Genomic DNA, 25,554 nt, shown 5'->3' with positions numbered 1-25,554 from the left:
AGGAGGGGGCGGTTTCTTGGCCGGAACCCCATCCCAACCATGTCCTCATACTACTAGAGTTTGGTTGATCGTGGCCCGGCTTCAAGGGTTTTCTTTCACTTGACAGTCACATTTGTTGTGACCGTGGCTCTGAAGAAGGGGAAATAGGCATCAGAACCGGTCTTTTCTACCCCGAATTTGTGCAAAAACGGCCTCAGGGTCGGCTCCAACCATGCCCAATTTCGTCTGAATCGCCGGATCGGCGGTCCTCAGGAACGGATTTGTGGCCTTTTCCAGGGCCAGAATGGTAGGGACAGTGGCTTTTCCGGCAGCACGCGCGCGGTCGATGTCAGCAATGCGATCTTTTAAGGCTTGGTTGTCGGGATCGACGGTAATCGCGAATTTGGCGTTGGATTGTGTATATTCATGCCCTGAACAGACCAAAGTGTCGTCCGGCAGGGCGGCCAGCTTGTTCAGAGAGGCCCACATTTGTGCGGGCGTGCCCTCGAACAGGCGCCCACAACCCAGCGCCATAAGGCTGTCGGCGGTGAACACGGCAGAACTCTGCGGCATGAAGAATGCGATATGACCGTCCGTGTGCCCGGAAACGTCCAGCACCTGAACGGATTCGCCGCCAATCTCGAAACTGTCTCCCTCGGTGACCTGCTGATCCAGCGGCGGCAGGCGATTTGCGTCAGCAGCGGCCCCGATGACCTTTGCCGGCTGTTTGGCCAATATTTCCGCCAGCCCGTCTACATGATCCCAGTGGTGATGGGTCAACAGCACATGTGACAGTGTCCATCCCCGGTCATCCAGCGCCTTCAGGATCGGTCCGGCCTCGGGCGCGTCGATCAGGGCGGTCTGGCCAGTGACGGCGTCATGCGCCAGAAAGGCGTAATTGTCGCTCAGGCACGGGATTGTAACGATTTCAAGAGGCATGGCCTTTTGCCCTTTCATTGCTAGACTGCGCCCAGCTAAGCCGATTGACCGGGTGTCCGCAATGCATCTTGATGTACAGGATCTGAGGAACTTCTATTACCGCAGCACACTGGGTCGTGCGGCGCAGGCGGCTATTCGCGGGCGTCTGATCGAGCTATGGCCCGAAGCAAAGGGCCAGACAGTGGCAGGATTCGGTTTCGCCGTGCCTTTGCTGCGCCCCTATCTGTCGGATGCGCGCCGGGTCATCGGGCTGATGCCTGGACCACAGGGCGTCATGCCATGGCCGGCGGGGATGCCCAATGTCTCGGTCCTGACCGAAGAAACCCTCTGGCCAATCGAGACCGGCCACGTGGACAAGCTTGTGGTGATGCATGGGCTGGAAACGTCGGAACGGCCAAATCAGTTGCTTGACGAATGCTGGCGCGTGCTGGGCCCTGGTGGCCGGGCCGTCTTCATCGTTCCCAACCGGGCGGGTCTGTGGTCACGGTCGGACAAGACCCCGTTCGGGTTTGGACGCCCATACTCTGCAACTCAGCTGGAAAACCAGCTAAAGGAACATCACTTCCTGCCCGAGGCGCATTGTTCGGCTTTGTACATGCCTCCGTCATTTCGGCGATTCTGGTTGAAATCCGGCAGCCTGATCGAAAAGACCGGCCAGCGGATTCCGACGGTGATGGCAGGGGGGGTGCTGATGGTCGAAGTCAGCAAACATATTCGGCCGCCCAGCGGCAGCGTGACCAAGGATGCGGTCAAAAAACCGATCAAGGCGCTTGACGGTTTGCTAAAGCCCGCGTGACAATCGCGGGCTTTTAGGTGCGAAAAGTAGAGGAAAAAAAGTCACAGGAATCGCAAAAACTTGCATATTCGTAACATTTTTCAACTGGACCAATGTGTTCAAACCGTCGCACTTGGCGTAAGTTCATGAAAAATAACAATTTGTGGATAAATCTGTTACCGCTATAGCGTATTGCTTGGTTGGTTCGGCTCTGCTACATCCCCGGTGATTTTGATCCCCGCCCTTCAAGGACGGGGTTTCTTCACGCCCCCGGGGTAGCTGCCGCACGCGAATTCGGGGCCCAAAGTATCGGAAGGGTGGACGTGTCCGAACCAGCTTCGATTTCCACTGGCATCGCCGAGCGCTATGCCACTGCGATCTTCGAGATCGCAAACGAGAACAAAGACCTTGCAGGTCTGGAATCCGGCATCAATGATCTGGCAGCAGCGCTGGGCGAAAGCGCCGAACTGCGCGACCTGATCGCCTCGCCGCTGGTTTCCCGCGCTGAACAGGAAAGCGCGATCACTGCAATCGCAGACAAGATGGGTCTGAACGCCATCCTGCGCAACACGCTGGGTCTGATGGCGCAGAAGCGCCGCCTGTTCGTCGTGCCGCAACTGCTGCAGGTTCTGCGCGACATGCTGGCCGAAGAGCGCGGCGAAGTGACCGCAGATGTTGCGTCGGCCAAGGCGTTGACCAAGACCCAACTGGAAAAACTGTCCAAGACGCTGTCCGAGCGCGTGGGCAAGACCGTGACTATCAATTCGACCGTGGATGAAAGCCTCATCGGCGGTCTTGTCGTTAAAGTGGGCTCGAAGATGATCGACAGTTCGATCCGTTCGAAGCTGAACTCCCTACAGAATGCAATGAAAGAGGTCGGATAAATGGGAATCCAAGCTGCAGAGATTTCTGCAATCCTGAAGGACCAGATCAAGAATTTTGGTCAGGAAGCCGAAGTGGCCGAGATTGGCCGCGTGCTGAGCGTCGGTGACGGGATTGCCCGTGTATACGGCCTGGACAACGTGCAAGCGGGTGAAATGGTCGAGTTCCCCGGCGGCATCATGGGCATGGCGCTGAACCTGGAAAGCGACAACGTCGGTGTCGTTATCTTCGGGTCTGACCGCGACATCAAAGAAGGTGACACCGTCAAGCGCACCAACTCGATCGTGGACGTTCCGATCGGTGACGAGCTGCTGGGTCGCGTTGTAGACGGACTGGGCAACCCGCTGGACGGCAAGGGCCCGATCAACACAACCAAGCGCGGCGTTGCTGACGTTAAAGCACCGGGCATCATCCCGCGTAAATCGGTTCACGAGCCGATGGCAACCGGCCTGAAGTCGGTTGACGCGATGATCCCGATTGGCCGTGGCCAGCGTGAGCTGATCATTGGTGACCGCCAGACCGGTAAAACTGCCGTTGCTCTGGACGCGATCCTGAACCAGAAAACCTACAACGAAGCTGCTGGCGACGACGAGTCGAAGAAGCTGTATTGTGTTTATGTCGCGATCGGCCAAAAGCGTTCGACCGTTGCGCAGCTGGTGAAGAAGCTGGAAGAATCCGGCGCGATTGAATACTCGATCGTCGTGGCCGCAACCGCGTCCGACCCGGCGCCGATGCAGTTCCTTGCACCCTATGCCGCAACTGCGATGGCTGAATACTTCCGTGACAATGGCCGCCACGCGCTGATCATCTATGATGACCTGTCGAAACAGGCTGTGTCCTATCGTCAGATGTCGCTGCTGCTGCGCCGTCCGCCCGGACGTGAAGCCTATCCTGGTGACGTATTCTATCTTCACTCCCGCCTGCTGGAGCGTTCGGCGAAGCTGAACGAGGACTTCGGCGCAGGTTCGCTGACTGCTCTGCCGGTCATCGAAACCCAGGGCGGTGACGTTTCTGCGTTTATTCCGACCAACGTGATCTCGATCACCGACGGTCAGATCTTTCTGGAAACCGAATTGTTCTATCAGGGTATCCGTCCTGCCGTGAACACCGGTCTGTCGGTTTCGCGTGTGGGCTCTTCGGCTCAGACCAACTCGATGAAGTCGGTTGCCGGCCCGGTGAAACTGGAACTTGCTCAGTACCGCGAAATGGCTGCCTTTGCGCAGTTCGGTTCCGACCTTGACGCCGCGACCCAGCAGCTGCTGAACCGTGGCGCGCGTCTGACCGAGCTGATGAAACAGCCGCAGTACTCGCCGCTGACCAACGCGGAAATTGTCTGCGTCATCTTCGCTGGTACCAACGGTTATCTCGACAAGATCGAAGTATCGGACGTTGGCCGTTATGAGGCTGGCCTGCTGGCGCATCTGCGCGGCAAACACGCCGACCTGCTTGAATGGATCACCAACGACGATCCCAAGATCAAGGGCGATGCTTCCGACAGGATCAAGGCTGCGATTGACGAATACGCCGCAACCTTCGCTTAAGGGAGAGGCGGGCATATGCCAAATCTTAAGGACCTTAAAAACAGGATCGAGTCGGTCAAGTCGACCCGCAAGATCACCAAGGCCATGCAGATGGTCGCGGCTGCAAAACTGCGCCGCGCCCAGGAATCTGCCGAAGCCTCGCGCCCCTATGCCGAGCGGTTCAATGCCGTGATGGCGGGGCTGGCGGCTTCGGTCGGAGGCAGCGACAGCGCCCCCAAGCTGCTCCGTGGTACGGGCAGTGATGATGTCCATCTGCTGGTTGTCATGACAGCTGAACGCGGCCTTTGTGGCGGCTTCAACTCGAACATCGCCAAGCTGGCCCGTGTCAAAGCGGAAGAGCTGCGCCTGAAGGGCAAAACGGTCAAGGTTCTGACCGTCGGCAAGAAAGGCCGCGACGCGCTCAAGCGTGATTTGGGTGATCTGTTCGTTGGACATGTGGACCTGAGCGAGGTCAAGCGTCTGGGGTATACCAACGCACAGGACATCGCGAAGGACATCCTGTCCCGCTTCGACGGGGGTGAGTTCGACGTTGCCACGATCTTCTATTCGAAGTTCGTCAACGTCGTGACCCAGATCCCGACGGCACAGCAAATCATCCCCGCCTCGTTCGAGGACGATGCGTCGGGTGACGACAGCGGTGCCATCTTCGACTACGAGCCCAGCGAAGAGGCCATCCTGGCCGACTTGCTGCCCAAGGGGGTTGCAACAGCGATCTTCTCGGCTCTGCTTGAAAACGGAGCGTCAGAACAGGGTGCACGGATGTCCGCGATGGACAACGCGACACGCAACGCGGGTGAGATGATCGACAAGCTGACGATCCAGTTCAACCGTTCGCGTCAAGCCGTGATCACCAACGAGCTGATTGAAATTATTTCCGGCGCCGAAGCGCTGTAGAGACAAACCGGAGACGAAACATGGCGAATGCAAAAGGCAAAGTCACTCAGATCATCGGGGCCGTCGTTGACGTGCATTTCGATGATCAGCTGCCTGAAATTCTGAACGCGCTGGAAACCACCAACAACGGCAAGCGCCTGGTGTTGGAAGTTGCTCAGCATTTGGGTGAAAACACCGTCCGCACCATCGCGATGGACGCGACCGAAGGTCTGGTCCGTGGCGAAGCAGTGACCGACACCGGCGCCCCAATCTCGGTTCCGGTTGGTAACGCAACTCTGGGCCGCATCCTGAACGTTGTTGGTGATCCGATCGACGAGAAGGGCCCGGTTGAGGCAGCCGAAGTCCGGGCGATTCACCAGCCTGCGCCGAGCTTCGCAGAACAATCGACAGAGTCGGAAGTTCTGGTGACCGGCATCAAAGTTGTTGACTTGCTGGCCCCTTATGCGAAAGGCGGTAAGATCGGCCTTTTCGGCGGCGCCGGCGTTGGCAAGACCGTTCTGATCATGGAACTGATCAACAACATCGCAAAAGTGCACTCGGGTTTCTCGGTGTTCGCGGGTGTTGGTGAACGGACCCGTGAAGGGAACGACCTGTACCACGAGATGATCGAATCGAACGTTATCAAGCCGGACAACCTGTCGGAATCGCAGGTGGCCCTGGTGTACGGTCAGATGAACGAGCCTCCGGGTGCGCGTGCACGTGTTGCTCTGACCGGCCTGACCCTGGCCGAGCAGTTCCGCGACCAGTCCGGTACAGACGTTCTGTTCTTCGTCGACAATATCTTCCGCTTCACGCAGGCGGGCTCCGAGGTTTCGGCTCTGCTGGGTCGTATTCCTTCCGCTGTGGGCTACCAGCCGACGCTGGCCACTGACATGGGCGCCTTGCAGGAACGCATCACCTCGACCAAATCGGGCTCGATCACTTCGGTTCAGGCGATCTACGTGCCTGCGGACGACCTGACCGACCCTGCGCCGGCAACCTCGTTTGCTCACCTGGACGCGACCACCGTTCTTAACCGTGCGATCTCGGAAAAGGGTATCTACCCGGCTGTGGACCCGCTCGACTCGACCTCGCGTCTGCTCGATCCGGCTATCGTTGGTGAAGAGCACTACAAGGTTGCAACCGACGTTCAGCAGATCCTCCAGCGCTACAAGTCGCTGCAGGACATCATCGCCATCCTCGGCATGGACGAATTGTCGGAAGAAGACAAACTGACCGTGGCCCGTGCCCGTAAGATCGAACGTTTCCTGTCGCAGCCGTTCGACGTGGCCGAGGTCTTCACCGGCAGCCCTGGCGTTCAGGTTCCTCTGGATGTCACCATCTCGTCGTTCAAGGCCGTTGTGGCCGGCGAATACGATCACCTGCCCGAAGCGGCCTTCCTGATGGTTGGCGGTATCGACGACGTGATCGCCAAAGCGGAAAAGATGGCCGCAGAAGCCGCCTAAGGAGTATCCCTGATGGCAAACACGATGCAATTCGACCTCGTCAGCCCCGAGCGGAGCCTTGCTTCGCTCGCGGCCACCGCGGTCCAGATTCCCGGCGCGGACGGGGACATGACGGCAATGCCGGATCATGCCCCCACCATCACCACGCTGCGTCCCGGCCTGCTGAAGGTCGAGGCACCCGAAGGGTCCAGTGAATATCTGGTCACCGGCGGGTTTGCCCAGATCAACGGCGACAGTCTGTCGGTTCTGGCCGAAAAGGCCATCCCGGTGGATGAAGTGACCCGGGCGCATCTGGACGAGATGATCGAAGACGCCCGCGCCTCGCATGAGGCAGCAAAGGGTGGCGATGATCAGACCATCGTCGACGACGCAGCCAAGCTACTGGCCGACATGGAAGCGCTTGGAACACATATGAGCCTGTAACGGGCCCACCTGTGAAAAATTTGAGCGGCCTCGCAATTGCGGGGCCGTTTTTTTGTCGTGCTTTTGCCGAAATGCCGGAGTAAGTTGCGGGAATTCAAGAATAATGATGATAAAAATGAAAAAATTCCTAACCCATCCCATTGGAATTGAGCAGGGTGAAGATGTCCTGTTTTCGGAATTTGCCGAAGGCGGCGAAATGTGGACCGGGCAGGGACCTCGTGAACGCCGCACACCCATTCGGTTCAAAGAAGCATTTCGAACCCCGCCCATGGTGCAGATCGGGATCTCGCTGTGGGATGTCGACACGTCTTCGGCGCTACGTGCCGAAGTTCAGGCCGAACATATCACAACCGAGGGCTTTGATGCAGTATTTCGGACCTGGTCCGACACGCGGATAGCCCGCATCCGCGCAAGCTGGACAGCGATAGGAGAGGTGGCGCACCCGGACGACTGGAATATTTCCTGATCCGGGTTCGCCGTGTTTCCAGGCGTTTGAGCGACAGCTTGGACTCAGTCTTCCTGCGCTTCGATCATGTCCACGCGCATGGCGTGGCGGCCACCTTCGAATTCGGCACCCAGAAACGCGTCAACGATGTCCAGCGCCTGACCTTCACCGACAACCCGCGCGCCAATCGACAGCATGTTGGCATTGTTGTGCTGGCGGATCATGCGGGCCGAGAATGCGTCTGAACAAACGCCACAGCGAATGCCGGGCACTTTGTTTGCAGCCATCATGATACCCTGCCCAGTGCCGCAGAGGACAATACCCAAACTGCAATCGCCCGAGGCAACGGCCTGCGCCGCGGCCTTGCCGTGCTTGGGGTAATGGGTGCTTTCCGGGGTTGTCGGGCCGATATCAACCACGTCCCAACCTTGCTGCGCGATGTGGTTGGCCACGGACTGGCGCAGCTCGATTGCCGCGTGATCGCTGGAAAGAACAATGCGTTTGTTGGCAGTCATGGAGATTATTCCACTTGTGTCACCGATTGCGCCTCAAGGTCAGATATGTGCACAATCGGCATTTCAGAAATCAAGGGGTGACACCTTCGGCCGCCCCCTATTGCTCAATCCATCTGATACATGGATTCGTAGATCGGTGTCAGCGTCTTGTCTTCGAACAGCGAAGACACACTGGTTCCGTTCCAGATATTCAGGATCGCCTGGGTGAAGATTGGCGCAGTCGGAACGATGCGGATATTCTTTGCCTTCAATATTTCTTTGGTCGGCTGGATCGTATCGGTCAGCACCAGTGACTTCATGACCGAGTTCGTCACCCTTTCGACCGCAGGGCCGCTCATGACGCCGTGCGTGATGTAGGAGTGAACTTCCTTGGCGCCATTGTCCAACAGGACCTGCGCGGCCTTGCAAAGCGTTCCGGCGGTGTCACACATATCGTCGACGATCAGGCAGATCTTGTCCTTCACATCCCCGATAACGGTCATTTCAGCGACTTCGCCTGCTTTCTCGCGCCGCTTGTCAACGATCGACAAGGGGGCATTGATGCGCTTGGCCAGTTCACGTGCGCGGGCCACGCCGCCCACGTCGGGTGAAACCACCATGATCTCATCCAGATTGTCCTTGAACTGGTTTTTGACATCCAGGGCAAAGATCGGCGAGGCGTACAGGTTGTCGACGGGCATATCGAAAAAGCCCTGAATCTGCGCGGCATGAAGATCCATCGTCAGAATCCGCTCGATCCCTGCGCCGGTCAGCATATTGGCCACCAGCTTAGCGCTGATGGGTGTGCGGGCCTTGGTGCGGCGATCCTGGCGGGCATAGCCGAAATACGGGATCACGGCGGTGATCCGCTGTGCCGACGAACGGCGCAGCGCGTCGGCGATGATCAGCAGCTCCATCAGGTTGTCATTGGCCGGGTTCGAGGTCGGCTGGATAATGAACATATCTTCGCCGCGTACGTTCTCGAACACTTCGACGAAGATCTCTCCGTCATTGAAACGTTCGACGCGCGCATCGACCAAACCCTGGTCAACACCTCGATAAAGGCTCATGCGGCGTGCGATGGTTTTGGCAAGAGGAAGGTTGGCGTTCCCAGCGATAAGCTTGGGTTCGTGAAGTGTCGGCATCGGCTGAGGTCCCCGGGCAGCAATGGCAATGTGACAGATTCGTGATGTTGACACCGCTTAGCATGGCCTTACGGTCCCGCAAAGGTAACGCAGCGGAGAAAGTGAACATGACCCAGATTGACTACTTTTTTGCGACAATTTCGCCCTATAGCTACCTGGCTGGAAACCGGCTGGAAGAGATTGCGGCGAAACATGACGCATCGATCAGCTACAAACCGCTGGACATCATAGCCCTGTTCGCACGCACCGGGGGAACGCCGCCAAAAGACCGTCATATCTCGCGCATCGAATACCGCGCTCAGGAATTGCTGCGCCAATCGAAGAATCTGGGGATGGAGTTCAACCTGCAACCGGCGCACTGGCCGACCAACATGGCGCCGTCTTCTTATGCGATCATCGCGGCGATCAGCGATGGTTCGGGCGACGTTGGCAAGTTGTGCCAGTTGATCCTGCGCGCCTGCTGGGCCGAAGAAAAGGACGTCGCTCAGGATGATGTGATCCGGGACTGCCTGGCAACTGCCGGGTTTGATCCTGAACTGGCCAACAGTGGACTGCTGGTCGGGGCCGAAACCTATGCCGCCAATTTGGAGGAAGCCGTGGATCGCGGCGTGTTTGGCGCGCCGTTCTACATCACGCCGGACGGTCAACGCTTCTGGGGGCAGGATCGCCTGGACGATCTGGATCGGCATCTGTCGGAGATGAAAGGGTGACAGCCCCGACGGCGATGCAATCCGTCTTCGTCAGACAATTGGGCGAAGGAGGGCGCAACTTGCTTGCCCTTCATTGCACCATTGCGCATTCCGGCGCGTGGTCTGGCCTGTCCAAGGCATTGGATGGCAGCGCGTCCCTTGTTGCACCGGATATGCTGTCTCATGGGCGCAGTCCGGATTGGGACGGTCAGAGCGACTTCTTTGATGCGGTGACAGGGCTGGCAGCGGTCGAGTTGACCAAGCCCATGGATATAGTTGGTCATTCCTTTGGGGCGATCGTTGCGCTCAGACTGGCCATGGAGCATCCGGACCTTGTTCGAAGCTTGACCCTGATCGAGCCCGTGTTCTTTGCCGTGGCAAAACAGGACGCGCCTGATTTGTACGATCAGCACCTGCGAGAGTCACAACCGATTGAAGCAGCGTTCCAAGCAGGCGACGAAGCGCTGGCCGCGCGGTTGTTCAACCGGATGTGGAGCACCGGTATCGGCCCAAAATGGCCTGACCTGCCAGAACGGACGCACGCCGGCATGGTGCGCGGGATTCATGTTGTTCCTGCGTCTTATCCCGTTCTGTACGATGACCAAGCCGGGTTGCTTGATCCCGATAAATGCAAGCGTGTATCGATGCCAACCCTGTTGCTGAGCGGATCAAAGACCCACCCGACGATCCCCGCAATCTGTGATGGATTGCAGCGCCGTCTGCCGAACGCACGCCATGAGGTCATTCAAGGTGCGGGGCACATGCTGCCCATTTCGCACCCCCATGAAACCAGCGCGCTGCTTCAGGAGCTCTGGAAAGCTGGCCACAGGACGGGTGTTACAACAGGCTGAGAAACTGATCGATCTCGGCTTTCCCGATCGACCAGTCGCAGACCAGTCTGCATGCAAGGCTTTCGTCGTCATCGCCACCTTCCATCTCGTCCCCCCAGAGGTGATAGATTGCCCCGGCTTCATGCAGCTGTTTGTGCTTCGCGCGTGAAAAAGCGGCAAAGATCATATTGGCCTGCGGCTCGTGCAAGAACTCGGCACCTTTTGCACGCAGGCCGTCGGCCAGCCGGGCACAATTTGCATTCGCCTGACGCGCCAACTTCAGCCACAGATCATCCTTAAGATAGGCCGCCATCTGAGCGGACAGGTAGCGATGCTTGGAAAACAGATGTGCCCCGCGTTTGCGCCGCAGCTCGAATTCCCAGGCTTTGCTCTCATCAAAGAACACCACCGCTTCAACGCCCATCAGACCGTTTTTCGTGCCGCCAAAGCTGACCGCGTCCACCCCGGCTTTCCATGTCATGTCAGCCGGAGAGCAGTTCAGAGCAACCAGAGCATTGGTGAACCGGGCACCATCCAGATGGACGGGCAAGCCATATTCCTTTGCGACCCCACACAGCGCCTGCAATTCCTCCAGAGAATAGACCGATCCGCGCTCGGTGACCTGAGTGATCGACACTGGCCCGCGCTGCGGCCCGTGTACCCCGCGGGTTTCTTCGCCCAGGATGGACCCGCGCAACGCGTCCGGTGACATCTTGTCGCCGCCGGGAACAAGGGTCAGCTTGGCCCCGGTGTAAAACTCGGGCGCGTTGCACTCGTCTTCGTGGATATGGGCAACCGGAGAACAGAAGATCGTTTCCCAAGGGTTAGACAATGTGGCAAGGGCCAGCGAATTTGCCGCTGTCCCCGTTGCCACGAGATAGACAGCAGCCCCCGGCGCTTCAAAGTTGCTGCGAATGCGGTCCCGCACCTCGTTCATCATCGTGTCGGCGCCATAGGCCATCTGGTAGCCCTGATTGGCCTCGGCCAGTTTCGCCATGACCTGTGGGTGAACCGGCCCGGAATTGTCAGATGCGAAATACATCAGCTTGGCTCCTCGATAATATAATCTTCCCACTCTTCCAAAGGGGTTTCGAACTCGGACACCGTGCGCCCTTGCACTGAAACGCCTGCGGCGTGCACGCTGTCCGGCGTACCAGATATCAAAGGGTGCCAGTCGTAAAGCGTTTTGCCTTCCCACAGCAGCCGATACGCGCAGGTTTGCGGCAACCAGTAGGCGTGTTCGTCAATATTGTCGGGTGTCATGACGATGCATTCAGGAACGAATTGATGCCGGATGTCGTATTGCGTGCAGCGGCAGCTTTCATCATCCAGAAGGCGGCAGGCGACACAGGTCAGGGCAACTTCGCCCGAATCTTCATCTTCCAGCTTGTTGAGGCAACACTTGCCGCAGCCGTCACACAGGGCCTCCCACTCGCGTTGGTTCATCTTGCGCAGGGGTTTACGCTCCCAGAACCGGGCGGGCAGGCCGGTGCGTTCAATCGGATCAGCGTTCATAGGGCGGCCAGAATGCCCTGGGCCTGTTCGCAATCGGCATTCATCTGCGCGATCAGGCCATCCAGCCCGTCAAATGTCATTTCAGGGCGCAGGAATTCAATCAGCCCCACCGACAAGGTCGCCCCGTACAGATCGCCGGAAAAGTCGAACAGGAAGGTTTCAATGTTTGGCACTTCACCATGGAACATCGGGCGCACCCCAACCGAGGCCGCGCCGTGATAACTGCCCTGATGCGGGCCATCCAGCACGTCGACCAATACGGCGTAGACGCCGAATTTTGGCGGATGGAGCCCTTCGATGGACATGTTCGCGGTAGGAAAACCCAGTTCCCGCCCGCGCTGCTCACCGCCGATCACTTCGCCTTCGATTCTGTGCCAATGGCCCAGCATCGCAGCTGCATCCCTTGGGCGACCCTCACTCAGTGCGGTTCGGATGGCGGTCGACGAGACCACGTTCTCGGACCGCTGCATCAAAGGTGCAATCGTCACGCCAAATCCCATCTCTTGCCCAAACCGCACCAGATCGTCAGCGGTGCCGCTGCGGCCCTTGCCAAAACAGAAATCGGCACCGACCACGACATGGGACAGACCCAACCCGTCACAAATCACGTTGCGGGCGAATTCATTGGGGGAAAGCCCGGCCAGCGCCGCGTTGAACGGCAGCTCATACAGTTTCTTCACACCCAGCTTTTCAAGCCGGTGCGCCCGCGCATTGCCGCGCATCAGGCGGAACGGAGGAGAATCCGGCGCGAAATACTCACGTGGATGCGGCTCGAAGGTCATGACACCCAGTGGCGCATCCGGGGCCGCGTCGCGGGCCAGTTCGATGACCGACTGGTGCCCCACGTGGACGCCATCAAAATTCCCGATCGCAACGCTGGCGCCGCGATCTTCTGGCTCGACAAACTGGAAATCCCGGATGATCTGCATATACGATTGCGTAGCGTTGCGTTGCCATTTGTTCAAGCGGCAGTTTGAATTCAAAGCATGCGTCCTTGCGAAACAAACCAAAACCCTTCGTCAGATCTGATGACACGCAGGGTATCCCCGGAAGGCTGTGCGACATTCGGTCAACTGCTTGATCGAAAAAAGGCTCTGAGTGTAGACTGCACTTCCGGCCCTCGAAACACGCTGCGTGCCGGACGATGGCCCGGTCAGGTTCAAATGAACCCAGCACAGGAGGCAGACCCATGTATCGATTGCGATTGTTCGCGATTCGCAATGCCCGTGCATTCGAATGGATTTACAAATGTGTCGAACGGGGCATGGTCGCGATGGACCCGGTCTTTGCAAAGATCGGCTACAATCGCGTTGAACGCCCTATTGCGTTGGTCGAAAAAGGTGTCAAAAGCCTTTTGTTTGATTGCAAGATGTGCGGGCAATGCGTTTTGTCTTCGACGGGTATGTCCTGCCCGATGAACTGCCCCAAGCAACTGCGCAACGGCCCGTGTGGCGGTGTGCGTCCCGGTGAGTTCTGTGAGGTCAAACCCGACATGAAATGTGTCTGGGCCTTGGCTTGGGATGGGGCCAGCCGTATGCGACACGGGGGCGACAAGATAAAAGAGGTCCTTCCGCCCGTGGAACACACGTTGAAGGGGTCGTCATCCTGGTTGCGGGTCAGCCGCGAGATTGCAGCACAGGAACGCGAGGCCCGGGACGCTGCACGCGAAACGCTTGCGCAGGCATTCCCGGAGGCGCGCGAGAATGAACCCTCCGCGGCACCTCTGGCCGCTGAACCCCCCAATGCGGTGAACCGGGAGCTGAAGAAATGAATGGTGCCCATCGCAGCGAGGTCGAGCCGATCGGCTATGTGCCTGTTCCCGAAGGCTATGTATCGCACAGCCGACTGGAAAGAGTTTTGCGCTCGGGTCGTTTTGCCGTGACCGCGGAACTGAACCCACCAGACAGTGCTGACCCCGAGGATGTTTTTCAGGCGGCACAGCCGCTGGGTGAAGTGGCGGACGCGATCAATGCAACCGATGCGTCTGGTGCCAACTGCCACATGTCTTCGATAGGGATCTGTGCCTTATTGACCCGCGCGGGGTATTCTCCGGTCTATCAGATTTCCTGCCGAGACCGGAACCGGATCGCCATTCAGGGTGATGTTCTGGGGGCCGCGGCGCTGGGCGTCAGCAACGTGTTGTGCCTGACGGGCGACGGTGTCGGGGTTGGGGATCAACCGGGGGCAAAACCGGTGTTCGACTTCGATTCCCTGACCTTGCTGCGTACGATCCGAACGATGCGCGATCAGGGAAAGTTCCTGTCTGGACGCAAGATCACGCGTCCCCCTCAACTGTTTTTGGGAGCGGCGGAAAACCCCTGTATACCGCCCTATGACTGGCGCCCGGAACGTCTTGCAAAGAAGGTTGAGGCCGGGGCCGAGTTTATTCAGACCAACTATATCTACGACATTCCGCTTTTTGAAAGGTTCATGGGTCGGGTGCGGGATGCCGGTCTGGACGAAAAAGTATTCATCATCGCTGGCGTGGGTCCCATTGCTTCGGCGCGCGCGGCTCGATGGATGCGCAGCAATGTGCCCGGAATTCACGTTCCGGATCATGTCATCGAGCGGATGGAGAAAGCCGAAAAGCCCGCTGAAGAGGGAAAGAAGATCTGTATCGAACTGATCCAGCAGATCCGGGACATCGCCGGTGTTTCCGGGGTTCACGTGATGGCCTACAGGCGTGAACACGTGGTGTCGGAAATCATTCTGGAATCAGGTGCGCTGAAGGGACGAAAACGAACCCGTTCCTCCTGACGACCTTACGTTCAGTTGAGTGCCCAAACAAAAAAATGTGCCGGTCGGGCGCCTTTTGCAAGACCGTGTTCGCCAATCAGTCGAACTTGCGTGACGGGGCAAGCACCATGGCTTCGCCGATCAGGACCTTCTTTCCCTCGACCGAACAATGGCAGTCCAGCTTGACGCGGCGCTTGGCAAAGTCGATGTCGATCACCTTCACCTCGGCATAGACCATGTCACCCGGGCGCACAGGGGCAAGGAATTTCAGCGATTGACCCATGTAGACGGTGCCGTGTCCCGGCAGTTGTTCACCGATTACGGCCGAGATCAGACCCGCCGTCAGCATTCCGTGGGCAATACGGCCTTCGAAGATCGTATCGCGGGCATAGTCGTCGTCCAGATGCACCGGATTCCGGTCGGTTGAGACCTGTGCGAACATTTCGATATCTTCATCCGTCACCACTTTGCGCAGGTGGCGGGACATACCCATTTCGATGTCTTCGATACAGATCGTTCCGCGCGGAAGATTGTCCAACATGTTGCCCTCACTCGAAATCGGCCGTGAAAGAAAAAACCATCATTTGGCCAAGGTTGGCAACTTTATTACTTCGCAGTTGCAGAAAATCAAGTCTTTTCTTGCTACCTCAAGCGCCCGATCGTGTAGGTTGGATTGATCTTTTCCCTTTCAATATATGCGGTTAGGGATTCGTGATGCGGATGATGCGACGTTTTTGTCTCGGCCGCAGCCAGCCCGCCCGAGATGAACAGAGAATCAATGCCCTCTCCCATGCCGCCCAGAATGTCCGTATGGGGGCCGTCGCCGATAACCAGAATGTCGTTGTCGGGGGTATCGTGTCCCAGTTCCTGCAACCTGCGACGGGCCAGGTCATAGATAGGTGGGTGCGGTTTGCCGAAATACAGGCTTTCACCGCCCATTTCGGTGTACAGTTTGGCCAAAGCGCCGGCACACCATTCACGCACCTCTCCGCGGTCGACAACAATGTCAGGGTTCGCACAGAGAAGCTTCATGCCCATCTGCTTGGCGTACAGGAATTCCGGCCGGTTCACATCCGGGTCGGCCATTGGGTCGAACGGGCCGCAGCATACAATACCTTCGGCTTCCTTCAGCGGCACGCGCTCGATATGGATGGGATGATCCAGCAATTTCAGCGGTTCGAAAAAGCCCGCATCGCGCTGCCACTCGCCCATGAAGTAAACCTTGTGTCCCACAGCGCCCCGGAACATCGCAGATCGCGCGGAATCCCCACTTGTGGCGATGGTGTCATACGCATCGGCGGGAACATTGAATTGCACGAGTTGTTCTGCCACGCCGGCGCGAGGTTTGGGAGAGTTCGTGACCAGGACAACAAGTCCACCTTTTGCGCGATAGGCCTTCAGCGCTTCGACGGCTTCGGGATAGGCTGTGATGCCATTGTGAACACAACCCCAAAGGTCGACGAACAATGCCTTGTAACGGTCGGAGATCTCGGAAAGCGAGGAAACGATCTGGGTCATGGGGGCCTCTGGGTCTGATATCGCGCTGGCGACAGCTATGGCAAAGCTTGGGCCCGAACACCATCCCGCATTCCCGTTTGCGGGAAGGAACAGGTGAATCTGCTACTCGTCTTCGGTAATTTCTGTGACATCCGGGGCCTGCTGAACGTTTTCCGTTCCCAGGATGATCTGGGCCCCGATACGCGGCTGATACCGGATAATGGCCAGGTATCCGGGTCCCAGTTCCTCCTCCAACACCCCAACAAGAGGGGTTTCACGCAGCTTGGGTGGCAGCAAACCGGCAATGGAAGAAACTTTGAACTGCGCTTCGGCCGGCAGGTCGACGATCAGCCAAACCTCGGCCCGTTTGCGCTGAGCGTTGACGTCGATGCGGATGATTTCCACGGAAACCGGATCGGCCCATTCGCGAATGGCATCGGCCAGTTGTGCCTCGGTCCGCGTCTCCAGATAACGGTTATAGGTGGATTTCCCAAGTTGCAGGACGACGACGACCAGAAACGCGATCGCGACGAAGACGCTGGCTGTAAAGTTCAGCTTGCGCTTTCCCTTGCTGAAAACCACGGACCGCGCGGCATAGACAAGATATACCGCGCAGGCTGACAGAATGATCGCGCCAAGGTTCGTTGCGAAAAGCAGCCCAGCTTCATAGGCCTCGGCGGGTTCGTCAAAATACAGCAGGATGCCCGAAGCCGAGAGGGGCGGAACCAGTGAAACGCCGATGGCCGCGCCGGGCAAAAGGCTCAGTTCGGATTTGTTGATCTGAACATAGGCCCCGGCAACACCGGCAGCGAGAGCGACGATCAGATCTTCGGTGCCCGGATCGGTGCGCGCAAGGACCTGATCGGGGATCAAAATGCCACGAGGCACGTCAGCGATATAGACCAGAAGCCATGCCATCATAACGCAGGCAATGGCGGCCAGACAAACCGTAAGCGCCAGCGTCACTGCGCGTTTCAGCCACCCCATGACCATCGCCGCGGCCACCCCAAGGATCGGGGTCATAAGCGGCGCCACAAGCATGGCCGCGATCACAACAGCCCCGGAATTGCGCAGCAAACCCATGGTGGCGATTACGACCGACAGCGTCAGCAGCATTGCAAAGCGTCGCCAATACGCAGCCTTGTCGGCACCTTCAAAAAGAAGGATGCTGCGGGTGGTGCTTAGTTTTCGTACGACCATTGTAGTTACCTGACCCTGGGATAGGCTTCGTGCCCACGGCCAGACTAACAACCGATACCTTTTCCGGAAATGGCCGGTAAGAAAGAAAAAAGGCGCCCGAATTGGACGCCTTTCGATCTGGTTGGCAGACGATCAGACCTTTAGATTTGGAATAATCTGCTTTTTGCGGCTCATGATACCCGGCAAAACGACAGCGTCGCCGTCAACGGTAACACCAAAGCTCTTCTCGGCGACGGTTTTAACCAGATCGTTCGGCACCAACAGCGTGGCCTCTTCGTTCAGGATATCAACCACGAACAGCAGCACCTGATCGACGTCGTCTTCCCTGGCAACATCCACCATCGAGTCTGCCAGGCTTGCCTTGCGGTCCAGAACAACGCCGGGGGCGGTGGTTTCCAGAACCGAGACGCGGAACTTGGTGCCGTCGACCTCGTATTCCTTGCTGTCCATGCGGATCAACTCGGCGTCCGAGAAGGAAGAGACATCCGATTTCGCCGCAAACATGTCAGCTGCATATACTGAAATGTCCAGCTCAAGCTCAGCGGCCAGGCGCTCCGCAACCTCGCGGTCATGCGCCGTGGTGGTGGGAGAGCGGAACTCCAGTGTGTCAGACAGAATGCAGGTCAGCGCAGCGCCTTTGATGGCGTCGGGCATTTTGGCGGTATCTTCGCCCATCAGATCAAACAGGATGGTTGCGGTGCAAGCCAAGGGGCGCACGGTGATATCGATCGGGCCTTTGGTTTCCAGACCGCCAACCAGCTTGTGATGGTCGATGATGGCGCGGATATCCGCGTCGTTGACGTTTGCCGGCAGTTCGGCCGGGTTATTGGTGTCGACGATAACCACCGGGGTACCTGCGGCAAGGTCTTCAATGATCCGCGGCTTGGGCAGGTCCCAGTTCTCCAGCATGAATGCTGCTTCGGTGTTGGGCTCACCCAGCAGTACGGGCTCGGTCTGCTCGCCTTTGACTTCGTTCAGGTACCAGGACCACACGATCGGTGAGCCTGTAGAATCGGTGTCGGGGGATTTGTGGCCAAATACTAGAGTGGTCATGTCAGTGTCCTGCGGAATGGAAATTTGCGCGCCTTATAGGGCGGGTAAATGCAGTTGTCACGCTGCAGCCCACCGTCTGCGACGCTTGGTCTGCAAACCGCAGGGTCAATTTAGAATGCGGCGCGTGTCAGAACGTATCCGGCTTTTTCCAGCTGGTTCAACAGGCCGTAATCATCACTCAGGTGCCCTGCGCCGACCGCAATCACAACTGTCTGATCCCTGATGTCCAGAATCTGCGCCATCCAGTTGGCGTTTCGTTGCACCAGCATCTGCTGCTCGAAATTGCGCCATTCCGCGTCAAAGGCCTCGGGGCTCAGGCCCGACTGTTCAAGCCCCTGAAGGTGGGCAAACTGTATGATCTCGGCGTGCTTTTCTTCCATATATGCATTGGCCATGGTGACCAATTGGTCGGCATTGCCCTGCATGGCTCCGGACAGGCGCACAAGCGACTCGACCTGTTTTTCCAGCGGGTGACTGTCGAACATGGCCATCAGGTCTTCGATCCGTTCCAGCGAGTGCTGTGGGATACCTTTTTCGACGGCCAGATCGTTCAGGCGAGCGTCCATTCCATAAGTTGCATTCGGGTCTTGGATCATGCAGGGCGGGATGCTCAGCATCATGGTCAGGAACCACGGGCGCATCTTCGCAGCCATCCAGCCGGGGATGCCGCGCTGGGCCAGAGCTGTGGAAAGCGCATCCCAATCGTCTTCCGTCATCAGGTCGATCAACGTAGGGCCCGAGGTAATCATCACCGAAGTCAGGTCATTGGCCATGTTCTGTTCGAAGGCGTTCATGTCTTCCTGAGTGACTTCGAAATAAAAGGCGTCAGCCTTGTTCAGTTCGGGCGACAGGCGATCAATGACCTCCTCCATGCGCGGATCGAAGGTGTGCAGCGTTCCTATGATGTGCAAAACCGTATCGCCCTTGCGTGCAATCCAGTGATTGCCTTCGGGATAAGCGATCTCGGCCACTGCACTTTGCAATCTGGCCCGGGTTTCCTCAGGCAGTTGCGGCCGCAGGTCCACCCCCTCGCACGCGGCCTGAGCCGAGATCGGAAACAGAAGGAACGCAAGAAAAGTGAGCAAACGCATGGAGCCAGCCTGAATGGTGTCAAGAAGTTGAACCCAGACTTAGCCACGCCACCAGCCGATGTTCAAGCAGCCCGTCTGGTATTCCTCGACAATCTGCGTAGCATGGGCGCATGAACCGCGAGCAGGATCTCTACCCCCCGGTCAAGGCGCTGCTGGAGCGGCAGGGATACGCCGTCAAGGGAGAAGTCGGCGCAGCCGACATCGTTGCGGTGCGCGATGGGGATGCTCCGGTGATTGTCGAACTGAAACTTCGGTTCACGCTGGCCCTGTTTCATCAGGCGATCACCCGGCTGAAACTCACCGATCTGGTCTACATCGCGGTCAGCAAACCCACGGGTCGAACGGCCCGGCGGGCCCTGAAAGATAATCTGGCATTGTGTCGAAGGCTTGGCCTGGGCCTGATCACCGTGCGGGCTGATGGCACGGTTGAGGTGCAATGCGATCCCGGCCCCTATGCGCCCCGTAAGAACAAAGCCGGAGCCGCACGGATGCTGCGGGAATTCGACCGGCTGGAAGGTGACCCAAACGCCGGGGGCGCGACGCGCCATGGTATCGTGACGGCTTATCGGCAGGATGCACTGAAATGTGCGGCCTTTTTGGCCGAGAATGGCCCGACCAAGGGATCAGACGTCGCCAAGTCGGTCGGCGTCCCGGTTGCCACCCGGCTTATGCGGGAAAACCACTATGGGTGGTTTGAGAAGGTTGAAAAAGGCATATACGGGCTTACGTCCGCAGGAGCGGAAGGCTTGAAGCACTGGGCCTACAGTTGGGAACAGGTTGACTGATCCATTCTGCAAAAAAATCTCTCACAACTTGTTGACTCGGAGTTTTAGACTCCCTAGCTATGCGTCGTTATCACTCACACACCCCGAGTGCTAACGCCTCGTCGAAAGGCGAGGGGAGGATAAACAAACTTTGAGCCCAAGGAGCTACAAAGATGGCATTGAAACCGCTTCATGACCGTGTGCTGGTTCGCCGTACCGAAAGCGAAGAGAAAACCGCAGGCGGCCTGATCATTCCTGACAGCGCAAAAGAAAAGCCCAGCGAAGGCGAAGTCGTCTCAACCGGCGAAGGCGCGCGCAAGGACAGCGGCGAGTTGATCGCGATGGCTGTAAAAGCTGGCGACAAGATCCTGTTCGGCAAATGGTCGGGCACCGAGGTTCAGGTCGACGGCGAAGAGCTGCTGATGATGAAAGAAAGCGACATCATGGGGATCATTGAGTAAGCGATCCCGCTTCCTCTGACCTTCATCACAATACATTTTCTCAAGGAGAAACGACATGGCTGCAAAGGACGTCAAGTTCGACACCGATGCCCGTAACCGCATGCTGGCAGGTGTGAACATCCTGGCCGATGCTGTTAAAGTGACCCTGGGCCCCAAAGGCCGCAACGTGGTTCTGGACAAATCCTTCGGCGCACCGCGCATCACCAAGGACGGTGTATCGGTTGCCAAGGAAATCGAACTGGAAGACAAGTTCGAAAACATGGGCGCGCAGATGGTGAAAGAAGTCGCCAGCCGCACCAATGACGAAGCCGGCGACGGCACCACCACCGCAACCGTTCTGGCACAGGCGATCGTAAAAGAAGGCCTGAAGCAGGTGGCAGCGGGTCTGAACCCGATGGACCTGAAGCGCGGCATCGACCTGGCAACCGCCAAGGTTGTTGAAGGCATCAAAGAAGCCTCGCGCGAAGTCAAAGACTCGGCAGAAGTTGCTCAGGTTGGCACCATCTCGGCCAACGGCGAAGCCGAAATCGGCCAGCAGATCGCAGACGCGATGCAGAAGGTCGGCAACGAAGGCGTCATCACCGTCGAAGAAAACAAAGGTCTGGAAACCGAGACCGACGTTGTCGAAGGTATGCAGTTCGACCGTGGCTACCTGTCGCCTTACTTCGTCACCAACGCAGACAAGATGATTGCAGAGCTCGAAGACTGCATGATCCTGCTGCACGAAAAGAAACTGTCCTCGCTGCAGCCGATGGTCCCGCTGCTCGAGCAGGTGATCCAGTCGCAAAAGCCGCTGCTGATCATTGCCGAGGATGTTGAAGGCGAAGCGCTGGCAACTCTGGTTGTCAACAAACTGCGCGGCGGCCTGAAAATTGCTGCTGTCAAAGCACCGGGCTTCGGCGATCGCCGCAAGGCCATGCTGCAGGACATCGCAATCCTGACCGGCGGTCAGGTTATCAGCGAAGATCTGGGCATGAAGCTCGAGTCCGTCACCATGGACATGCTGGGCACCGCCAAGAAAATCGAAATCACCAAAGACGAAACCACCATCGTTGACGGTGCTGGCGAGAAAGCCGAGATCGAAGCACGTGTTGCTCAGATCCGCACTCAGATCGAAGAAACCTCGTCGGACTACGACCGTGAGAAGCTGCAAGAACGCGTTGCCAAACTGGCAGGCGGTGTTGCCGTTATCCGCGTCGGCGGCATGACCGAAGTTGAAGTGAAAGAGCGTAAAGATCGTGTTGACGATGCTCTGAACGCAACGCGCGCAGCCGTTCAGGAAGGCGTTGTTGTCGGTGGCGGTGTTGCTCTGGTTCAGGCCGGTAAAGCACTGGAGTCGCTGAAAGGCGCAAACGCTGATCAGGATGCAGGCATCAACATCGTTCGCAAAGCCATCGAAGCGCCTCTGCGCCAGATCGCCGAGAACGCGGGTGTTGACGGTGCGGTTGTTGCTGGCAAGGTTCGTGAAAACGAAGACGCTGCATTCGGTTTCAACGCTCAGACCGAAGAATATGGCGACATGTTCTCGTTCGGCGTGATCGACCCGGCCAAAGTTGTCCGTACAGCACTGGAAGACGCGGCGTCGGTTGCTGGCCTGCTGGTCACCACCGAAGCAATGGTTGCTGACAAGCCTGCCAAAGAAGGCGCGCCTGCTGGCGGCGGCATGCCCGACATGGGCGGCATGGGCGGCATGATGTAAGCACGTCGAATTCGCCTCGGCGAATTCTGACGGTCCCGACAGGCGCTTGGCTGTAAGGCCAAGCTGCCGAGGGGGAAGCCTTGGAACTTAAGTTTGGGGTCGCCTTCGGGCGGCCCCGTTTTGTATTGACCGTTCTGCTTTGTCAGCGGGTTGCGACGCAGCTTCAACAAGCGCAGCTGGTCTGATCTTACGCCCTTCGGGAAAGTGAGTGTGCAAACCCGGCCCAAACGGCTATGCGGTTCGTATGAAATTGTTTTTGCTCACCGCCCTGACCATGTGCGCCTTCGCTGCGAATTCCATTCTGAATCGGTTGGCTATCGATAGCGGAGCCAGCGATCCGACTGGATTTGCCATCGTACGGGTTTTGGCCGGGGCCGTGGTGCTGGCCACTCTTGTGCTTGCACGCGGGGGGCATCTTCCACTGCGCAGTCGAAGACGGATCGTTGGTGCGGGGTCGTTGACGCTCTACATGATCGGGTTTTCGATCGCCTACCTGACGCTGGATGCCGGATTGGGTGCTTTGATCCTGTTTGGCACGGTGCAAATTTCGATGTTTTCGATCGGCGCCTTGACTGGTGCGACTCCGACCGCGCGGCAAGTGGCGGGGGCAGGGGTTGCGCTTGCAGGTCTGGCCTATGTGCTCTGGCCCTCTGACTCCGTTCAGGTCGACCTGAACGGCGCGGCTTTGATGGTCGCCGCTGGTATTGGTTGGGCCCTTTATTCGATTGCGGGCCGATCTGAAACAAACCCTCTGGAGGGAACGGCCGCCAATTTCATTGTAGCTTTGCCATTGACTGCCCTGGCGATGCTTGCCACCGGCGGCGTCTGGCAGATGAACGGGGCGGGGTATCTGCTGGCTGTTCTGTCCGGTGGAGTTACCTCAGGGCTCGGTTATGCTTTGTGGTATCGTGTTTTGCCTCAACTGGCCCCGTCTGTGGCGGCTGTCGTTCAGCTCAGCGTGCCGGTGATTGCAATTCTCGGCGGTGTCGCCTTTCTGGGCGAGGTTGCCGAAACACGGCTGATCATCGGCACCGTGCTTGTATTAGGCGGTATCGCGCTGGCCGTGTTGCGACGTCAAAAGGGCTAGGGCTTTTATCGAAGGCTCATAGGCTTTATCTGGCGGTTATGAAACTTTTGATTGCCCTGTTCTTCTGCCTCGCTCCCGCCGCAGCCAGCGCGAAATGCGTGATCCTCCTGCATGGTCTGGCGCGCACAGAGGCGTCGTTTACCGTGATGGAGCAGCTGTTCAAGGCGCATGACTATATTGTTGTGCGCCACGGGTATCCATCGACCGAAATCGGCATTCCCGAACTGGCAGAGCAAACCATACCGGACGCGCTTGCAGCTTGTGGTGACGACAAGGCCAATGTCGTCGCGCATTCCATGGGGGGTATCCTGTTGCGCTATTGGTTCAAGGACCATCGGCCTGAAAACCTGGGTCGTGTCGTCATGCTCGGCCCGCCCAATCAGGGCAGCCAGTTGGTCGATGAGCTGAGCGCATGGGAAGTGTTCGGGTATCTGAACGGCCCTGCGGGATTGCAATTGGGCACCGGTCCCGAAGGCATTCCGCGCCGCCTGCCGCCGGTGGATTTTGAACTGGGGGTGATTGCGGGCGAGAACTCGCTCAACCCGCTGTTTTCGTCGCTGATCGACGGGCGGGATGACGGCAAGGTTTCGATTGAAACCACCAAGGTCGAAGGGATGGCCGATCACATTGTTCTGCCTGTGACCCACACCTTCATGATGAACAACCCGCGCGTTATGGCGCAGGCACTGCATTTTATCGAATTTGGTCAATTCGATCCAAAGATCACCTGGCTCGACGGCGTGATGGAGATAATCGACGAGATCTGCATCGGGCAGGACTGTTCGGAACCTGACTCGGAGCCCACACGATGACCGCACTGGACCTGACAATGACCGGCGCAGAGGTCCTGTTGCCGGGGGATGGTCTGTCGCGCTACGATCTTTCGATAGCGGACGGCGTTGTTAAGCATGATCCGACCGGGCGCAGGATTGATCTGACCGGTTATCTTGTCCTGCCCGGTATCGTCGATCTGCACGGGGACGGGTTCGAACGCCACATCGCCCCTCGGCGCGGCGCGATGAAGCAGATGAACGAAGGTATTCTGGCAGTCGAGGCCGAACTGGCCGCCAATGGCATCACCACCGCTGTGCTGGCCCAGTTCTACAGTTGGGAAGGTGGCGTGCGCGGCCCGGAGTTTGCCGCGCAGGTGTTTCGGGCAATCGCTGCGGTCAAGGACAGCGCAGTCACGGATCTGATCCCGCAATTGCGGTTCGAGACCAACATGCTTGAGGATTATGCCGGTCTGGCGCGGCGTATCGCCGAATGGCAGGTGCCCTATGTGGTGTTCAATGATCACCTGCCGCATGATCGTTTGGCGCAGGGCAAAAAGCCTCCGCGCCTGACCGGGCAAGCGTTGAAGGCCGGGCGCAATCCGGATGCGCATTTTGAGATGCTGCTTGGCATGCACGCCCGTAGGAACGAAGTGCCTGCCGCCGTCGAAGCACTCAGCGCCACACTTGTCGAAATGGGTGTGCGTCTGGGCAGCCATGATGACGCAACCGCCGAGACGCGGGCATGGTGGCGCGACCGGGGCGTGCGCATTGCCGAATTCCCCGAAACGCTTGAGGCTGCCGAGGCCGCGCTTTCCGCCGGGGATCACGTTATCCTCGGATCTCCCAACGTTGTGCGGGGTGGGTCGCACAAGGGGAACGCCAGCGCGGTTGAACTGATTGCCATGGGGCTTTGTGATGCGTTGGCCTCGGATTACCACTATCCCAGCCCGCGCCGCGCGGCGTTGATGCTGGCCAAAACCGGTCTGCTGGATTTGGCCGGTGCCTGGGCGCTGATCTCGTCCGGCCCCGCGCGGGTACTGGACATGCAGGACCGGGGCACGCTCGCGCCGGGAAAACGCGCGGACCTGGTCATCCTGGATGCGGATACCCATCGCGTCGCGGCCACCTTGGCCGGTGGGCGCATCAGCTATATGTCGGGTGATGTCGCCGCGCGCTTCGTGAACTGAAGCGCGCCGC

Annotated in this window: 28 protein-coding genes; 17 read left to right on the top strand and 11 right to left on the bottom strand. The window is 58.2% G+C overall.

The features are described from left to right. Positions 1 to 150: 150 nt before the first annotated feature. Entirely contained in the window at positions 151 to 918 is a 768-nt protein-coding gene (gloB, locus tag AC2FEB_RS15865) for a hydroxyacylglutathione hydrolase (RefSeq protein ID WP_496674203.1), read from the bottom strand. 61 nt (positions 919 to 979) lie between these two features. Between gloB and AC2FEB_RS15860 the strand changes: the two genes are divergently transcribed. The 7 genes from AC2FEB_RS15860 to AC2FEB_RS15830 all read left to right on the top strand — a co-directional run bounded on the left by AC2FEB_RS15860 (position 980) and on the right by AC2FEB_RS15830 (position 7,344). Continuing rightward, positions 980 to 1,714, top strand: a complete 735-nt coding sequence (locus AC2FEB_RS15860) for a class I SAM-dependent methyltransferase (protein WP_117872983.1) — start codon at positions 980 to 982, stop codon at positions 1,712 to 1,714. Between the two features lie 302 nt (positions 1,715 to 2,016). Further along, positions 2,017 to 2,577: a F0F1 ATP synthase subunit delta gene (locus tag AC2FEB_RS15855; RefSeq protein WP_117872488.1), complete on the top strand. Its 561-nt coding sequence runs from the start codon at positions 2,017 to 2,019 to the stop codon at positions 2,575 to 2,577. Beyond that, positions 2,578 to 4,116, top strand: a complete 1,539-nt coding sequence (gene atpA / locus AC2FEB_RS15850; RefSeq protein ID WP_117872491.1) for a F0F1 ATP synthase subunit alpha — start codon at positions 2,578 to 2,580, stop codon at positions 4,114 to 4,116. Between the two features lie 15 nt (positions 4,117 to 4,131). Continuing rightward, positions 4,132 to 5,010 carry a F0F1 ATP synthase subunit gamma gene (locus tag AC2FEB_RS15845; protein ID WP_299895520.1) on the top strand — a complete coding sequence of 293 codons (879 nt, stop codon included), beginning with the start codon at positions 4,132 to 4,134 and terminating at the stop codon, positions 5,008 to 5,010. A 20-nt stretch (positions 5,011 to 5,030) separates the two neighbouring features. Continuing rightward, positions 5,031 to 6,455, top strand: coding sequence for a F0F1 ATP synthase subunit beta (atpD, locus tag AC2FEB_RS15840; protein ID WP_117872495.1), 1,425 nt, complete (start codon positions 5,031 to 5,033; stop codon positions 6,453 to 6,455). A 12-nt stretch (positions 6,456 to 6,467) separates the two neighbouring features. Next, a complete protein-coding gene (locus AC2FEB_RS15835; RefSeq protein ID WP_117872496.1) occupies positions 6,468 to 6,878 on the top strand; it encodes a F0F1 ATP synthase subunit epsilon in 411 nt (136 codons plus the stop codon). 115 nt (positions 6,879 to 6,993) lie between these two features. Next, positions 6,994 to 7,344 carry an H-type lectin domain-containing protein gene (locus AC2FEB_RS15830; protein ID WP_117872984.1) on the top strand — a complete coding sequence of 117 codons (351 nt, stop codon included), beginning with the start codon at positions 6,994 to 6,996 and terminating at the stop codon, positions 7,342 to 7,344. 44 nt (positions 7,345 to 7,388) lie between these two features. Here AC2FEB_RS15830 and rpiB read toward each other — a convergent pair whose 3' ends face one another. Together rpiB and AC2FEB_RS15820 are read right to left on the bottom strand one after the other, a co-directional pair. Next, entirely contained in the window at positions 7,389 to 7,838 is a 450-nt protein-coding gene (gene rpiB, locus AC2FEB_RS15825; RefSeq protein WP_496674212.1) for a ribose 5-phosphate isomerase B, read from the bottom strand. A gap of 104 nt (positions 7,839 to 7,942) precedes the next feature. Continuing rightward, a complete protein-coding gene (locus AC2FEB_RS15820; protein ID WP_117872500.1) occupies positions 7,943 to 8,962 on the bottom strand; it encodes a ribose-phosphate pyrophosphokinase in 1,020 nt (339 codons plus the stop codon). A 107-nt stretch (positions 8,963 to 9,069) separates the two neighbouring features. Between AC2FEB_RS15820 and AC2FEB_RS15815 the strand changes: the two genes are divergently transcribed. Together AC2FEB_RS15815 and AC2FEB_RS15810 are read left to right on the top strand one after the other, a co-directional pair. Further along, the gene (locus tag AC2FEB_RS15815) at positions 9,070 to 9,672 is read left to right on the top strand and encodes a 2-hydroxychromene-2-carboxylate isomerase (protein WP_496674215.1); all 603 of its coding nucleotides are present in this window, start codon (positions 9,070 to 9,072) and stop codon (positions 9,670 to 9,672) included. After that, complete coding sequence (locus AC2FEB_RS15810) at positions 9,669 to 10,502, top strand: alpha/beta fold hydrolase (RefSeq protein ID WP_496674218.1); 834 nt, start codon at positions 9,669 to 9,671, stop codon at positions 10,500 to 10,502. The genes AC2FEB_RS15815 and AC2FEB_RS15810 overlap by 4 nt, the downstream gene beginning before the upstream one ends. Here the strand turns inward: AC2FEB_RS15810 and AC2FEB_RS15805 are convergent. The 3 genes from AC2FEB_RS15805 to AC2FEB_RS15795 are packed head-to-tail and all read right to left on the bottom strand — an operon-like array spanning position 10,489 to position 12,925. Further along, positions 10,489 to 11,523 carry a threonine aldolase family protein gene (locus tag AC2FEB_RS15805; protein ID WP_496674221.1) on the bottom strand — a complete coding sequence of 345 codons (1,035 nt, stop codon included), beginning with the start codon at positions 11,521 to 11,523 and terminating at the stop codon, positions 10,489 to 10,491. The genes AC2FEB_RS15810 and AC2FEB_RS15805 overlap by 14 nt on opposite strands. Beyond that, positions 11,523 to 11,996, bottom strand: coding sequence for a YcgN family cysteine cluster protein (locus AC2FEB_RS15800; RefSeq protein WP_117872509.1), 474 nt, complete (start codon positions 11,994 to 11,996; stop codon positions 11,523 to 11,525). Before AC2FEB_RS15800 ends, AC2FEB_RS15805 begins: the two co-directional genes overlap by 1 nt. Beyond that, a complete protein-coding gene (locus AC2FEB_RS15795) occupies positions 11,993 to 12,925 on the bottom strand; it encodes a bifunctional riboflavin kinase/FAD synthetase (RefSeq protein WP_117872511.1) in 933 nt (310 codons plus the stop codon). The genes AC2FEB_RS15800 and AC2FEB_RS15795 overlap by 4 nt, the downstream gene beginning before the upstream one ends. Before the next feature lie 260 nt (positions 12,926 to 13,185). Between AC2FEB_RS15795 and AC2FEB_RS15790 the strand changes: the two genes are divergently transcribed. Both AC2FEB_RS15790 and AC2FEB_RS15785 read left to right on the top strand, forming a co-directional pair. Then, positions 13,186 to 13,767, top strand: a complete 582-nt coding sequence (locus tag AC2FEB_RS15790) for a methylenetetrahydrofolate reductase C-terminal domain-containing protein (protein ID WP_496674224.1) — start codon at positions 13,186 to 13,188, stop codon at positions 13,765 to 13,767. Then, complete coding sequence (locus AC2FEB_RS15785) at positions 13,764 to 14,753, top strand: methylenetetrahydrofolate reductase (protein ID WP_299640611.1); 990 nt, start codon at positions 13,764 to 13,766, stop codon at positions 14,751 to 14,753. Before AC2FEB_RS15790 ends, AC2FEB_RS15785 begins: the two co-directional genes overlap by 4 nt. Positions 14,754 to 14,829: 76 nt before the next feature. Here the strand turns inward: AC2FEB_RS15785 and AC2FEB_RS15780 are convergent, their stop codons facing one another. The 5 genes from AC2FEB_RS15780 to AC2FEB_RS15760 all read right to left on the bottom strand — a co-directional run bounded on the left by AC2FEB_RS15780 (position 14,830) and on the right by AC2FEB_RS15760 (position 19,573). Continuing rightward, the gene (locus AC2FEB_RS15780) at positions 14,830 to 15,273 is read right to left on the bottom strand and encodes a MaoC family dehydratase (protein WP_117872517.1); all 444 of its coding nucleotides are present in this window, start codon (positions 15,271 to 15,273) and stop codon (positions 14,830 to 14,832) included. A gap of 101 nt (positions 15,274 to 15,374) precedes the next feature. Continuing rightward, a complete protein-coding gene (locus AC2FEB_RS15775; protein ID WP_496674228.1) occupies positions 15,375 to 16,250 on the bottom strand; it encodes a TIGR01459 family HAD-type hydrolase in 876 nt (291 codons plus the stop codon). A gap of 102 nt (positions 16,251 to 16,352) precedes the next feature. Continuing rightward, a complete protein-coding gene (locus AC2FEB_RS15770) occupies positions 16,353 to 17,429 on the bottom strand; it encodes a DUF389 domain-containing protein (RefSeq protein ID WP_496674231.1) in 1,077 nt (358 codons plus the stop codon). Between the two features lie 132 nt (positions 17,430 to 17,561). Then, the gene (locus AC2FEB_RS15765) at positions 17,562 to 18,482 is read right to left on the bottom strand and encodes a manganese-dependent inorganic pyrophosphatase (RefSeq protein WP_496674234.1); all 921 of its coding nucleotides are present in this window, start codon (positions 18,480 to 18,482) and stop codon (positions 17,562 to 17,564) included. 110 nt (positions 18,483 to 18,592) lie between these two features. Further along, positions 18,593 to 19,573, bottom strand: a complete 981-nt coding sequence (locus tag AC2FEB_RS15760) for a TraB/GumN family protein (protein WP_496674237.1) — start codon at positions 19,571 to 19,573, stop codon at positions 18,593 to 18,595. Between the two features lie 110 nt (positions 19,574 to 19,683). Between AC2FEB_RS15760 and AC2FEB_RS15755 the strand changes: the two genes are divergently transcribed. The 6 genes from AC2FEB_RS15755 to AC2FEB_RS15730 all read left to right on the top strand — a co-directional run bounded on the left by AC2FEB_RS15755 (position 19,684) and on the right by AC2FEB_RS15730 (position 25,544). Beyond that, the gene (locus AC2FEB_RS15755) at positions 19,684 to 20,358 is read left to right on the top strand and encodes a DUF2161 domain-containing phosphodiesterase (RefSeq protein WP_496674240.1); all 675 of its coding nucleotides are present in this window, start codon (positions 19,684 to 19,686) and stop codon (positions 20,356 to 20,358) included. Positions 20,359 to 20,510: 152 nt separating this feature from the next. After that, entirely contained in the window at positions 20,511 to 20,798 is a 288-nt protein-coding gene (locus AC2FEB_RS15750; RefSeq protein ID WP_117872530.1) for a co-chaperone GroES, read from the top strand. A 55-nt stretch (positions 20,799 to 20,853) separates the two neighbouring features. Beyond that, complete coding sequence (groL, locus tag AC2FEB_RS15745; RefSeq protein WP_117872532.1) at positions 20,854 to 22,497, top strand: chaperonin GroEL; 1,644 nt, start codon at positions 20,854 to 20,856, stop codon at positions 22,495 to 22,497. A 244-nt stretch (positions 22,498 to 22,741) separates the two neighbouring features. Then, positions 22,742 to 23,584: a DMT family transporter gene (locus tag AC2FEB_RS15740; RefSeq protein ID WP_117872534.1), complete on the top strand. Its 843-nt coding sequence runs from the start codon at positions 22,742 to 22,744 to the stop codon at positions 23,582 to 23,584. A gap of 38 nt (positions 23,585 to 23,622) precedes the next feature. After that, positions 23,623 to 24,396 carry an alpha/beta fold hydrolase gene (locus AC2FEB_RS15735; RefSeq protein ID WP_117872536.1) on the top strand — a complete coding sequence of 258 codons (774 nt, stop codon included), beginning with the start codon at positions 23,623 to 23,625 and terminating at the stop codon, positions 24,394 to 24,396. Beyond that, positions 24,393 to 25,544: an alpha-D-ribose 1-methylphosphonate 5-triphosphate diphosphatase gene (locus tag AC2FEB_RS15730; RefSeq protein WP_496674245.1), complete on the top strand. Its 1,152-nt coding sequence runs from the start codon at positions 24,393 to 24,395 to the stop codon at positions 25,542 to 25,544. Before AC2FEB_RS15735 ends, AC2FEB_RS15730 begins: the two co-directional genes overlap by 4 nt. Positions 25,545 to 25,554 lie beyond the last annotated feature (10 nt).

This window comes from Ruegeria sp. YTSC106 (genome assembly GCF_059609765.1).
This window is presented reverse-complemented; position numbering and strand designations above follow the sequence as displayed.

What these genes read in the sequence shown, in the direction of transcription:
- gloB (WP_496674203.1), bottom strand. Translation starts at nt 918, where the DNA reads ATGCCTCTTGAAATCGTTACAATCCCGTGCCTGAGCGACAATTACGCC.
- AC2FEB_RS15860 (WP_117872983.1), top strand. Translation starts at nt 980, where the DNA reads ATGCATCTTGATGTACAGGATCTGAGGAACTTCTATTACCGCAGCACA.
- atpA (WP_117872491.1), top strand. Translation starts at nt 2,578, where the DNA reads ATGGGAATCCAAGCTGCAGAGATTTCTGCAATCCTGAAGGACCAGATC.
- AC2FEB_RS15845 (WP_299895520.1), top strand. Translation starts at nt 4,132, where the DNA reads ATGCCAAATCTTAAGGACCTTAAAAACAGGATCGAGTCGGTCAAGTCG.
- atpD (WP_117872495.1), top strand. Translation starts at nt 5,031, where the DNA reads ATGGCGAATGCAAAAGGCAAAGTCACTCAGATCATCGGGGCCGTCGTT.
- AC2FEB_RS15835 (WP_117872496.1), top strand. Translation starts at nt 6,468, where the DNA reads ATGGCAAACACGATGCAATTCGACCTCGTCAGCCCCGAGCGGAGCCTT.
- AC2FEB_RS15830 (WP_117872984.1), top strand. Translation starts at nt 6,994, where the DNA reads ATGAAAAAATTCCTAACCCATCCCATTGGAATTGAGCAGGGTGAAGAT.
- rpiB (WP_496674212.1), bottom strand. Translation starts at nt 7,838, where the DNA reads ATGACTGCCAACAAACGCATTGTTCTTTCCAGCGATCACGCGGCAATC.
- AC2FEB_RS15820 (WP_117872500.1), bottom strand. Translation starts at nt 8,962, where the DNA reads ATGCCGACACTTCACGAACCCAAGCTTATCGCTGGGAACGCCAACCTT.
- AC2FEB_RS15815 (WP_496674215.1), top strand. Translation starts at nt 9,070, where the DNA reads ATGACCCAGATTGACTACTTTTTTGCGACAATTTCGCCCTATAGCTAC.
- AC2FEB_RS15805 (WP_496674221.1), bottom strand. Translation starts at nt 11,523, where the DNA reads ATGTATTTCGCATCTGACAATTCCGGGCCGGTTCACCCACAGGTCATG.
- AC2FEB_RS15800 (WP_117872509.1), bottom strand. Translation starts at nt 11,996, where the DNA reads ATGAACGCTGATCCGATTGAACGCACCGGCCTGCCCGCCCGGTTCTGG.
- AC2FEB_RS15795 (WP_117872511.1), bottom strand. Translation starts at nt 12,925, where the DNA reads ATGCAGATCATCCGGGATTTCCAGTTTGTCGAGCCAGAAGATCGCGGC.
- AC2FEB_RS15790 (WP_496674224.1), top strand. Translation starts at nt 13,186, where the DNA reads ATGTATCGATTGCGATTGTTCGCGATTCGCAATGCCCGTGCATTCGAA.
- AC2FEB_RS15785 (WP_299640611.1), top strand. Translation starts at nt 13,764, where the DNA reads ATGAATGGTGCCCATCGCAGCGAGGTCGAGCCGATCGGCTATGTGCCT.
- AC2FEB_RS15780 (WP_117872517.1), bottom strand. Translation starts at nt 15,273, where the DNA reads ATGTTGGACAATCTTCCGCGCGGAACGATCTGTATCGAAGACATCGAA.
- AC2FEB_RS15775 (WP_496674228.1), bottom strand. Translation starts at nt 16,250, where the DNA reads ATGACCCAGATCGTTTCCTCGCTTTCCGAGATCTCCGACCGTTACAAG.
- AC2FEB_RS15770 (WP_496674231.1), bottom strand. Translation starts at nt 17,429, where the DNA reads ATGGTCGTACGAAAACTAAGCACCACCCGCAGCATCCTTCTTTTTGAA.
- AC2FEB_RS15765 (WP_496674234.1), bottom strand. Translation starts at nt 18,482, where the DNA reads ATGACCACTCTAGTATTTGGCCACAAATCCCCCGACACCGATTCTACA.
- AC2FEB_RS15760 (WP_496674237.1), bottom strand. Translation starts at nt 19,573, where the DNA reads ATGCGTTTGCTCACTTTTCTTGCGTTCCTTCTGTTTCCGATCTCGGCT.
- AC2FEB_RS15755 (WP_496674240.1), top strand. Translation starts at nt 19,684, where the DNA reads ATGAACCGCGAGCAGGATCTCTACCCCCCGGTCAAGGCGCTGCTGGAG.
- AC2FEB_RS15750 (WP_117872530.1), top strand. Translation starts at nt 20,511, where the DNA reads ATGGCATTGAAACCGCTTCATGACCGTGTGCTGGTTCGCCGTACCGAA.
- groL (WP_117872532.1), top strand. Translation starts at nt 20,854, where the DNA reads ATGGCTGCAAAGGACGTCAAGTTCGACACCGATGCCCGTAACCGCATG.
- AC2FEB_RS15740 (WP_117872534.1), top strand. Translation starts at nt 22,742, where the DNA reads ATGAAATTGTTTTTGCTCACCGCCCTGACCATGTGCGCCTTCGCTGCG.
- AC2FEB_RS15735 (WP_117872536.1), top strand. Translation starts at nt 23,623, where the DNA reads ATGAAACTTTTGATTGCCCTGTTCTTCTGCCTCGCTCCCGCCGCAGCC.
- AC2FEB_RS15730 (WP_496674245.1), top strand. Translation starts at nt 24,393, where the DNA reads ATGACCGCACTGGACCTGACAATGACCGGCGCAGAGGTCCTGTTGCCG.